The sequence below is a fragment of the Megasphaera sp. DJF_B143 genome (assembly GCF_900320625.1).
In the GTDB taxonomy this organism is placed as follows: domain Bacteria; phylum Bacillota; class Negativicutes; order Veillonellales; family Megasphaeraceae; genus Megasphaera; species Megasphaera hexanoica.
In genome coordinates, this window is the sequence record NZ_ONTA01000190.1 from 1 (window position 1) to 9,186 (window position 9,186).

Consider the following 9,186-nt stretch of genomic DNA (forward strand, 5'->3'; position numbering starts at 1 on the left):
GAAGAGCAGCCGATGAAAGAGCCACGGCATGTCACCATCATGCGCAAACTGTTCAATGGCGAAGCCTTAAGCCAGGATGAAACTAATGAAATTTACATTGACGGCCGGGACGATCACATGCGATTCATCAGTTATGTCTATCCTGTAGACGAAGACCGTAATAGTTACGTTATTGTTTCCCAACCGCTGGAACCACTGGAAGCGACCGTTGTCGTCGTGCAGAATTTCGTTGCATTGTGCGGTATCATATGGCTGTTTGTTGCCATCATCGGTTCCATTCTGTTTACCAATGCCCTGACGAAACCGTTGATTCATCTGAAAAAGCTGTCTGTTGCTATGGCCCATCTCGACTTTTCCCATAAATGGATGAATACGCGCAATGATGAAATCGGGGAACTGGGCCAGAGCCTGAATAATTTGTCTAATCAGCTGAATACGGCCCTTACAGAGCTCAAACAGGCAAATAGCGAACTGGAAGTACAGCTAAAAAAAGCCAATGAAGTGGAAAAGATGCGTAAAGAATTTATTTCTGCTGTGTCTCATGAGCTGAAGACGCCACTGGCCCTTATCCAGGGATATGCCGAAGGGCTGGACAGCCTCGATGTGGATGAATCGACGAGGCAGCATTACTGCAAGGTCATACACAGTGAGACGATGAAGATGGATCATCTGGTGAAGGACCTGCTCAACCTGTCACGGCTGGAAACGGGGACGTTCCGCATCGATATGACGGAGTTTGATTTCCGGGCTCTCGTAGAAGAAGCGCATTGTCGCTTCGAAGGGGTCCTGAGGGAAAAAGAAATTCAGTTTTCGTGCTGCCTGCCTGAAGAAATGGTTGTCTACGCTGATCCGGAACGCATTGATACAGTCCTTAGCAATTTCCTTTCCAATGCTATCGACTATACGGAAAAAGGACGACGTATTATTCTTTCTGCCGTCCGTTCGGGAGACCGTTATACCATCAGTATCTACAATCAGGGAATCCAGATACCGGAGCATGACCTGAGCCGCGTCTGGGAACCGTTCTATAAAGTAGATGCCGCCAGGACCCGTAAATCCCAGCGTATTTTTGGCGGTCATGGCCTGGGTCTGGGAATCGTGGCAGCCTTATTGAAACTGCACCATGAAACGTATGGCGTGTACAATGAACCGGACGGCGTAACATTCTGGTTTACTCTGAAAGCCTGCTGATTCGTTTCATTCGGATGACTGTCGCAAAACTGCTATGAACGGCAAATAAAGGAGGCCGCAGCAAAATGAATGGTTCATGTCATTATGCTGCGGCCTCATATTGCATTAAAACGACTTTTTTCCCAGCACGGGATGACTGCACGGCTTCAGTGTCAGATGGCCGACGAGATAGCCTGCTTCTTCCAGGGGAATATCTTCCCGGGAACCATCATGTTCATACACGCAGAGTGGATGTTCTGTGCCGACTTCGCCACCGGGCAGATAGATGTATTCGTTATTTTCTTTATCGCCGAAGATGAACCCGGCTAATAGATGTTTCTGGGCAATCTGGCTCATGATTCTTCTCCTTTATCATCAAATGTAATTTCCAGCAGCTGGCAGTCCCGGTAATCGGCAGAGACGAGCTGCAGCAATGTCCCGTTATATCTGCGGGGGAACATGGTGTTGGGCTGCATGCCGTGGAGATGGCCGAACACGCACAGAGGAACGTGATACTTTTCCAGAAGTTCTGTAAAACCGCTGGGTCTTGTCAGATCACAGACCGGCGGGTAGTGGAGAAGCAGAATCGTGTGCTCACAATTTAGTGCTGCCGCTTCCTGCAGGCACCGTTCGACGCGGAGCAGTTCCCGGCGGTAAGGTTTGGCGTCTTTTTCTTCATGGTAGTGGATGTCGCCGGGGCAGACCCAGCCATGAGTACCGCAGACAGCGATGCGGCCTTCGTCGAGAGTGACGGTGCTGCCGTATAAGTAGTGCATGCCCTTTCCTTCATCGAGGCGGTTTAACTTGCCGGCACTTTCCCACCAGTAATCGTGATTGCCGCGGATGATATATTTCGTGCCGGGAAGTTCCCGGATTTCGTCGAGATCTTCCTGAGCTTCTTTAAGATGCATGGCCCACGATGTATCACCGGCGATGAGGACGACGTCGTTTTCATGGACACGGCTGAGCCAGTCTTCCCGGATCCGCTGCCAGTGATTGATCCAGCGGGGACCAAAGACCTCCATGGGCTTTTTAGGCGGGTTGCCGGACAGATGTAAATCACCGATTGCAAATAAACGCATATATTATTTCCTTTCCGATAAAATGGTACGCAGTTTTTCTATAACCCGCTGCTGATGTCCCTTGTTGGCGACCTGGGCAATCATATATCCTACGTACAGCGGATTGGTAAGAAAACGTGGGACTATTTTGACAAAGAGCCGGCTGTCACCGGGAAAATCGTAGAAAAAGATGTTATAGCTTTCGTTGCGCCACACGAAAGCGTGGATGAAGTAGTGGGCGACGAGCTGCATATAGCGAACGAACTCTGGCAGTTTTTCCTTGTTTTCAAGAATCAGGTTGACTTCATAAAAGCCGATGATGGGACGGGTTGAAAGATTGATTTCCAGACCGTCTTCTTCGATGATGGGCGTCCCCAGGAGATGGTAGAGCTTGATGTCGTCATGATAATCATAGTTTTCAAATCCGACTATCTGGGAATGGGGATGATGAATAGTTCCACCGGACATGTAACCGTGATTCCTGTAAAAAACGACGGAACGGAAGCGCCCCATTTCTTTGACCTGTTGCCACTTTTCCAGACCGAAATCGATGAGCTTTGTGGCATAATCCGGCGTATATTCACAAAATTCACCGTCGCAGTCGTCACTTTCGATGATTAGTGTCTGCCAGGAATCCTTGAGGACCGGATAGGCATTTTCCAGCCATATCATGTGTCCCCGCGTTTCCATGATGTTTTTTAAATGTGCCACATCGCAGAACGGGCAGTACGACGCGTCGCGGTGCACCGTATCCGGCTTTGTCCTGCCCAGGTCCAGATTGTATATCAATGTATGTAATGACGGATTGTGTTCCATTATGACGGACTCCTTTACTAATACCTACCGTATATTGTAGCATAGAGATACGCTTTTTCAAATACGATATATGGCAGGGGATGTGGTATAATATAAAGCACCGGAGCCAGAATGGCATTCCGGTGTGATTACATTGAAAAAACAGAGGTATGAACCGTTTATGACGATACACAACGAAACAGCCCATGACTGGCCGCAGCTGCTGCTCGGCTGGTTCCGGACTCACCGCCGTGACCTGCCCTGGCGCACTTCGCCGCGTGATCCGTATAAAGTATGGGTTTCAGAAATTATGCTGCAGCAGACGAAAGTCGAAGCCGTCCGGCCGTACTATGAAAACTGGCTGGATCATTTTCCTACGGTGGCGTCCCTGGCCAGTGCCACCCAGGAAGAAGTGCTGCGCCAATGGCAGGGGCTGGGGTATTATTCGCGGGCACGCAATCTCCATCAGGCCGTTTGTGAAGTGCAGGCCCGGTACGGCGGGAAGGTACCGGATAGGGAAAAGGATATGCTGTCACTCAAAGGAGTCGGTGCCTATACGGCCGGGGCAGTCCTCAGTATTGCCTATGGCCGGCCGGTCCCGGCTGTCGATGGCAACGTGCTCCGCATCTTTTCCCGCCTGTACCTCATAGAGGATAATATTTTATCGGCGAAAGTAAAAAAAGAAGTTACCCGCCTGGCACAGGATGTCATCCCCGACGATGCGCCGGGCGATTTCAATGAAGCGCTCATGGACCTGGGAGCTTCGATCTGCATTCCCCGTCATCCGCGCTGTCAGGAATGTCCTCTTGTTTCCTGCTGCCTTGCCCATGAAAAAGGGCGGGAGACGGAACTTCCGGTCCGCATTGTCAAAAAAGACAAGCCTGCGGTGGATATAACCGTTCTGGTCGTTTCCGACCGGCAGTCCTGGCTCATCCATCGCCGTCCGGCAAAGGGACTGCTCGCTTCTATGTGGGAATTTCCCAATGCCGTGGGAAAGGGCAGTGCCGGGCTGGATGCAGCCAGAGAAGTTCTGAAAAAAGCAGGAATCCGCGCCGGCAGTGCCAGCGGGCCAGTCGGTACACTGCGTCATGTATTTTCCCACAAAGTCTGGCAGATGACGATATATACAGCCCCGTATGCAAATGGGACGCTATTGGATAAGGAGGATTGGCAGTGGCTGCCACAGGCTGGCTACACGCAGGTTCCCTGGGCCGGGCCCCATGGAAAAATCACTGCCATAGTTTAGATGAAAGGTCTTTTTTTTATTAATTTTATGGTAATCCTGTCCTGTTTTTCCGTAGCAGCAGGCGTACTATATAACTACATCGTACAAGGCGGACAGGGAAAGAAAATTGCTTTGCTCACGGCATGCTGCTCGGCGCTGGGGGCAGGGGAGTTGTATTGGTACAGCCACTGGTTCCCCGGGCTGACGGGGGGCATCCGCCTGATGGGGCTCCATATAGGAGCTTTGGCGTCAGTGAGCTGGTTCCTCACCTTTCTCCTGGCATTTCCTGTCCTGGTGGTGCTGGCGGCTGGCATCTTTTTTTACCGGCTGAAGCGGCGCGGCCGACCGGTTACACCGGCAGAAAATATGACTGCCGGGGAACATCAGGGGCCATCCATGAGCCGGCGGACATTCCTGAAAGGGATGGCCGCTGCCGTTCCCGTAGCGGCAGCAGCGACGAGCGGACTGGGAAATGTCGTGGGCGAAAGTTATCTGGCTGTGACCAAACTTCCCCTTTCCTTTCCGGACTTACCTGATTATCTGGAAGGGTACCGCATCGGACAGATTTCTGATAGCCATATTGGGCTGTTTTTCAGCCCGGAGGACTTAAAAACAGCGATGGAGCGCCTGGCAGCGGAAAAAGTCAACCGCCTGGAAATTACGGGGGATCTCATCGATGAGCTGAGCCGGCTTCCTCAGTGCCGGCAGGTCCTTATGGAGGGAGCCGCTTTGTTTCCCGATGGCATTGATTTCTGCTACGGCAACCATGAATATTACCGGGGACTGGCGGATATTACAGACATGCTGGAATCGACACCCATACGTATCGTACGCAACAGCCATTTCTGTGCCAGTCCCGGAGGGGGACGGAATCTTTCCGGCCGTTCTGGAAGGGATAACAGGCCCTTTTATATTGCCGGCACAGATTTCAGTTTTGCCCCCAGCGGCCGTCTCCACGATGAACAGCGCCGGGACTATACGCAGACAGCCTTGCAGGGAATACCAGAAGGTGCATTTACGATTCTGCTGGCACACAATTCGGCCTTCATCGATGAAGGATTCGCTCATCATATTCCTCTTACGATGTGTGGTCATACCCATGGTGCCCAGTTTGCACCTATCGGGCCTTTAGTCCAGGCCGTAGGATTTAAATATCTCCGCGGCCTGTTCCAAAAAGACGGCTGCTATGGGTATGTCAATCGCGGTACGGGCCACTGGCTGCCTTTCCGGGTCTTGTGCTCCCGGGAAGTTACCGTATATGAATTACAGAAAAAGCGGTGATTATATGAATATAGAAAAATACAAAGTCTTTCTCACGGCAGCCCGCAAGGGAAGCTTCATCCAGGCTGCGCGGGAACTGGGATATACGCCGTCGGCGGTGACCCAGATGATGAATTCCCTGGAAAATGAATGTGGTTTCAGCCTGCTCCAGCGGAGCAACAAAGGTGTTGTTCTGACCAAAGAAGGACACGCCATCCTGCCCTATGCCCGGCAGCTCGTAGAAGTGGAAGAACGGCTGGAAGAGCAGTGTGAAAATATCAAGGGCATTCATTTGGGCCGCCTGCGCATTGCCGGATTCACCAGCACGGCCTGTGCCATCATCCTGCCTGTCGTCGAGCGCTTTCAGGAACGATACCCCAATATTGATGTGGACATTCTGGAAGAGAACAGTCCTAAAACGCTAGCCGAATGGGTGCGCAGCGGCGTTGCCGATATTACGATTACGACGAAACAGCCAGATTATGAAAATGAATGGATTATCCTCAATGTCAATCCTTATGTGGCTGTCCTGTCCAAACAGAACCCTTTGTCCCGGAACGAATGCATTACGGCAGAAGAAATGCAGCAGTCCCGGGTACTCATGTTCCGTTCACGCCATGGTCTGGAATCGAATGTAGCCGAGTACATGAAAAAGTATAATCTGCAGCCTCTTTCGACGTTTACGTCCAACTGCAATTATGTCATGCTGAAAAAACTGGAACAGACACCTTGTGTCAGTCTGCTTCCCGTTTATATGTGGGATTTTTATGCTCCTATGCATCCGGGACTCACAGCACGGCCGATTTCACCGTCCCTGACTTGTGATATTATCCTGACAGTGGCTTCCTTTAGTGAATGTTCTGTCCCGGCCAGGGCGTTCATTGAATGTACGAAAGAGTTCATTAAAGATAGTCTTACATGAATGTATATTTCCATTAAAGAAAATCTGTGCGTGGAAAAAGGGGCTGCAGCAAGGTGAATGCTTCTGGTTCACTTTGCTGCAGCCCCTTTTTCAGGGAGTCTCGATATAAATATATTCCTGCTAAAATCAGCATACAAGAATCCTAAAAGGGACATGTAAGAGGATTTTCGTATCCAGCTGCAGACGGCGCAGGAACAGACAAAAGCTGTGCTGCAGAACACGTGCTCTTTTGTTACTTTTTATTATAAACACGAGCCGGAAAAAGGGGAAAACAGTAATTCTGTTAACGCAGTAAGAAAACGTAAAAAGAGTACAGCTGATGTGATTTCCGCTGTACTCTTGTCCGGCAGGACTACTGATGATTGCATGTATGACCATGACCGGCGTGGTGCTGATGATGACCGCCGCTGCAGGTGGCATCCGGATTATACTGCAGCCGGTCTTCCAGGAATGCCTGTACGGCTTCGTCACAGGATCCCTGAACGCCACAGTAGAAGGGGATACCAGCCTGTTGCAGGGCATTACGCGCTCCCGGTCCCATATTGCCACAGAGGAGTACGTCAGCACCGTGATCTTTGAGCCACTGGGCCAGCGGTTCGTGGCCGACACCGTTGGTGGAAATGATTTCGCTCCCCGTTACGATTTTGTCTTCTACTGTATAAAACTTGAATGCTTCTGTCCGTCCAAAATGCTGGAATACGCTGCCGTTGTCATAGGTTACGGCAATTTTGCCATTTGTCATCATATGAATTCCTCCTTAATATAACCTGACTATACTAAATCTTTCTTCTATTAAAGAGTATACATCATATAACGACATATGTCAATAATATAAACAACAAAAGTCAATAATTTAATTATCGAATGCTTTCAGCGCATCTGATGCGATATGGAGCGTGCGCAGCTGGGGCGCTTTTTTATACTGATGGTCTTCCATACGCTTAACAATATCCGCCAGGCTGGAAACGGCTTTTACGATGTACGGCCCTTTATTGAGCATGACGCATTCGGCCCGTTCGCTCATGGCGGCATCGGTGATTTCAGCCCGGGACGGAATGCCTGTCTTGACAAGGTTTTCCAGAACCTGTGTAGCCCAGATGACGGGAATATGGGCAGCTTCACAAATCCAGAGTATTTCTTCCTGCAGCTCTGCCAGACGATGATATCCCGCTTCAACGGCCAGATCGCCCCGGGCAATCATGACGCCAAAGGGATTCCGGGAAGCGGCCTGGACGATGATTTCTGGCAGATTATGCACACTGTCTCTGGTCTCTATTTTTGCGATGATAGCCATGTTCCGTGCTTTATTTCCCATCCGTTTGTACAGTTCATCCTGCAACAGAAGAATATCGGCGCGGCTGCGGACGAACGAATAGCCGATTGCGTCGGCATGATGGATAATGAAATCGAGATCGGTCAGATCCTTTTTCGTCAGGGGCGTAATGTCCAGTGGTGTTTTAGGGAAATTCAAGCTTTTTTTATTTTTCAGACGGAATCCCTTGGCTTTTGTCGAAATGACGCGCAGATAGGCTCCCTGAGGCATAAGCCTGGTGACGACACAATTCAGTTTGCCATCATCGATGACGACGGAATCGCCTTCCTGAAGATGATCGAATACTTGGGGGATACTACAGGTAATGATGACATTTCCTGTATAATCGGCAGGGTAATCGGAAATTTTTCCACGGGCGAGGAAAAAGAAATCATCTGTAAAGACACGGTCGTCATCACCGGGGACTAATACCTGGGAAATGCGGACTTTCGGACCGGCCAGGTCCATGTAGATTTTACAGCGTTTCTTTGTTTCCTTTTCCGCTTTATGGATATGGTGCAGCATGGCCTGCCATATATCCCGTGTGTCGTGAGCGCAGTTGATGCGGGCCATGTCCATACCTGCTTCGAGAAGATTGCGGACCAGTTTGTAGTCCGTAGCCGCTTCTGGAGGCATAGTCACCATAATATTCGTATAGGATGCATCAGGATGACTGCCAAATATCAGATTGGAATTATGAGCTAGCAGGCGGCTGCCGTGGAAAAACCATTTTGGTGCAGGATAGGCGATGAGTTCATGTTCCTGCTTGTGGCAGATCCGCCCCAATGAAGCGATGACGGCATCGAGATTCGCCATCGTACGGGCTTCGCTGCGCCCAAGTGAAGATAATCCCAATAACAGCAGCTTTTCCTGCAGGGGCCGCAGGTCGTGGCAGCGTATGACAAGATAAAAAGCCAGATTCAGGGCACTGAAGCGGAAGGAGCTGCGCCGGATAGATGGAGAAACAGCTTGATACATTTTCATGCCCTGCTCCAAAACGTTCTGGCGAAGTTCGAACAAGGTTTGATATAGGTCATTCATTTCCTTTAGAGAAGGGGTTGATTTCATCGTATTGCCTCCTGTATACCAGAATACATGTTGTATGCAACCATAGTATACCATCGTTGCAGAGAAAGAAAGCACTTTTACTGTAATTTTACATTGGGCAGCATTATTTTACGCGGCAAAATAATGCGATGGAATCAGCATTTATATGATATAATAATATAGATTTTAAAATGAAGGAGAAATAATGTATGATAGTATACGTCAATAATGAAGAACGGGAACTCCACGTTTACGACCGCAGCAGCGGCGTCGATTATGCCAAAAGCGTCATTTGTTCCCAGGAACGGCTCGATACGGGCGTAATGGGGGAGTTCATCCTCTCTGAACAGGAATACGACAATTGGAAGGAAATCCTCCATATCGTACAGGAATC

9 protein-coding genes and 1 pseudogene are annotated in these 9,186 nt (G+C 49.8%); 5 read left to right on the forward strand and 5 right to left on the reverse strand.

Going from position 1 to position 9,186, the window contains the following annotated elements:
• A partial coding sequence (locus DBO31_RS05860; protein ID WP_150824676.1) for a cell wall metabolism sensor histidine kinase WalK occupies positions 1–1,191 on the forward strand: 1,191 nt, incomplete at its 5' end.
• 105 nt (positions 1,192–1,296) lie between these two features.
• On the opposite strand, the gene DBO31_RS05865 is transcribed toward DBO31_RS05860, so the two are convergent.
• Genes DBO31_RS05865 through DBO31_RS05875 form a run of 3 tightly spaced genes read right to left on the reverse strand, consistent with a single transcriptional unit; the run spans position 1,297 to position 3,047 of the window.
• Positions 1,297–1,527 carry a hypothetical protein gene (locus tag DBO31_RS05865; RefSeq protein ID WP_059077446.1) on the reverse strand — a complete coding sequence of 77 codons (231 nt, stop codon included), beginning with the start codon at positions 1,525–1,527 and terminating at the stop codon, positions 1,297–1,299.
• A complete protein-coding gene (locus DBO31_RS05870; protein WP_150824677.1) occupies positions 1,524–2,252 on the reverse strand; it encodes a metallophosphoesterase in 729 nt (242 codons plus the stop codon). The genes DBO31_RS05865 and DBO31_RS05870 overlap by 4 nt, the downstream gene beginning before the upstream one ends.
• A gap of 3 nt (positions 2,253–2,255) precedes the next feature.
• Positions 2,256–3,047, reverse strand: a complete 792-nt coding sequence (locus DBO31_RS05875; RefSeq protein WP_150824678.1) for a DUF4931 domain-containing protein — start codon at positions 3,045–3,047, stop codon at positions 2,256–2,258.
• A 160-nt stretch (positions 3,048–3,207) separates the two neighbouring features.
• On the opposite strand from DBO31_RS05875, the gene mutY reads away from it, so the two are divergent.
• The 3 genes from mutY to DBO31_RS05890 all read left to right on the forward strand — a co-directional run bounded on the left by mutY (position 3,208) and on the right by DBO31_RS05890 (position 6,433).
• On the forward strand, positions 3,208–4,272 hold the full coding sequence (mutY, locus tag DBO31_RS05880; protein WP_150824682.1) for an A/G-specific adenine glycosylase: 1,065 nt from the start codon (positions 3,208–3,210) through the stop codon (positions 4,270–4,272).
• A gap of 150 nt (positions 4,273–4,422) precedes the next feature.
• Positions 4,423–5,532 (forward strand): metallophosphoesterase, encoded by a 1,110-nt coding sequence (locus tag DBO31_RS05885; protein WP_234995412.1) that lies wholly within the window; start codon positions 4,423–4,425, stop codon positions 5,530–5,532.
• A complete protein-coding gene (locus DBO31_RS05890) occupies positions 5,510–6,433 on the forward strand; it encodes a LysR family transcriptional regulator (protein WP_159897775.1) in 924 nt (307 codons plus the stop codon). Before DBO31_RS05885 ends, DBO31_RS05890 begins: the two co-directional genes overlap by 23 nt.
• Before the next feature lie 352 nt (positions 6,434–6,785).
• Here the strand turns inward: DBO31_RS05890 and DBO31_RS05895 are convergent, their stop codons facing one another.
• Together DBO31_RS05895 and DBO31_RS05900 are read right to left on the reverse strand one after the other, a co-directional pair.
• Positions 6,786–7,178 (reverse strand): NifB/NifX family molybdenum-iron cluster-binding protein, encoded by a 393-nt coding sequence (locus DBO31_RS05895; RefSeq protein ID WP_200817467.1) that lies wholly within the window; start codon positions 7,176–7,178, stop codon positions 6,786–6,788.
• Between the two features lie 108 nt (positions 7,179–7,286).
• On the reverse strand, positions 7,287–8,729 hold the full coding sequence (locus DBO31_RS05900; protein WP_234995413.1) for a pyruvate kinase: 1,443 nt from the start codon (positions 8,727–8,729) through the stop codon (positions 7,287–7,289).
• A gap of 272 nt (positions 8,730–9,001) precedes the next feature.
• Here DBO31_RS05900 and DBO31_RS05905 point away from each other — a divergent pair.
• Positions 9,002–9,186: pseudogene (locus DBO31_RS05905) on the forward strand (hypothetical protein); the annotation flags it as partial.

What these genes read in the sequence shown, in the direction of transcription:
- DBO31_RS05865 (WP_059077446.1), bottom strand. Translation starts at nt 1,527, where the DNA reads ATGAGCCAGATTGCCCAGAAACATCTATTAGCCGGGTTCATCTTCGGC.
- DBO31_RS05870 (WP_150824677.1), bottom strand. Translation starts at nt 2,252, where the DNA reads ATGCGTTTATTTGCAATCGGTGATTTACATCTGTCCGGCAACCCGCCT.
- DBO31_RS05875 (WP_150824678.1), bottom strand. Translation starts at nt 3,047, where the DNA reads ATGGAACACAATCCGTCATTACATACATTGATATACAATCTGGACCTG.
- mutY (WP_150824682.1), top strand. Translation starts at nt 3,208, where the DNA reads ATGACGATACACAACGAAACAGCCCATGACTGGCCGCAGCTGCTGCTC.
- DBO31_RS05890 (WP_159897775.1), top strand. Translation starts at nt 5,510, where the DNA reads ATGAATTACAGAAAAAGCGGTGATTATATGAATATAGAAAAATACAAA.
- DBO31_RS05895 (WP_200817467.1), bottom strand. Translation starts at nt 7,178, where the DNA reads ATGATGACAAATGGCAAAATTGCCGTAACCTATGACAACGGCAGCGTA.
- DBO31_RS05900 (WP_234995413.1), bottom strand. Translation starts at nt 8,729, where the DNA reads ATGAAAATGTATCAAGCTGTTTCTCCATCTATCCGGCGCAGCTCCTTC.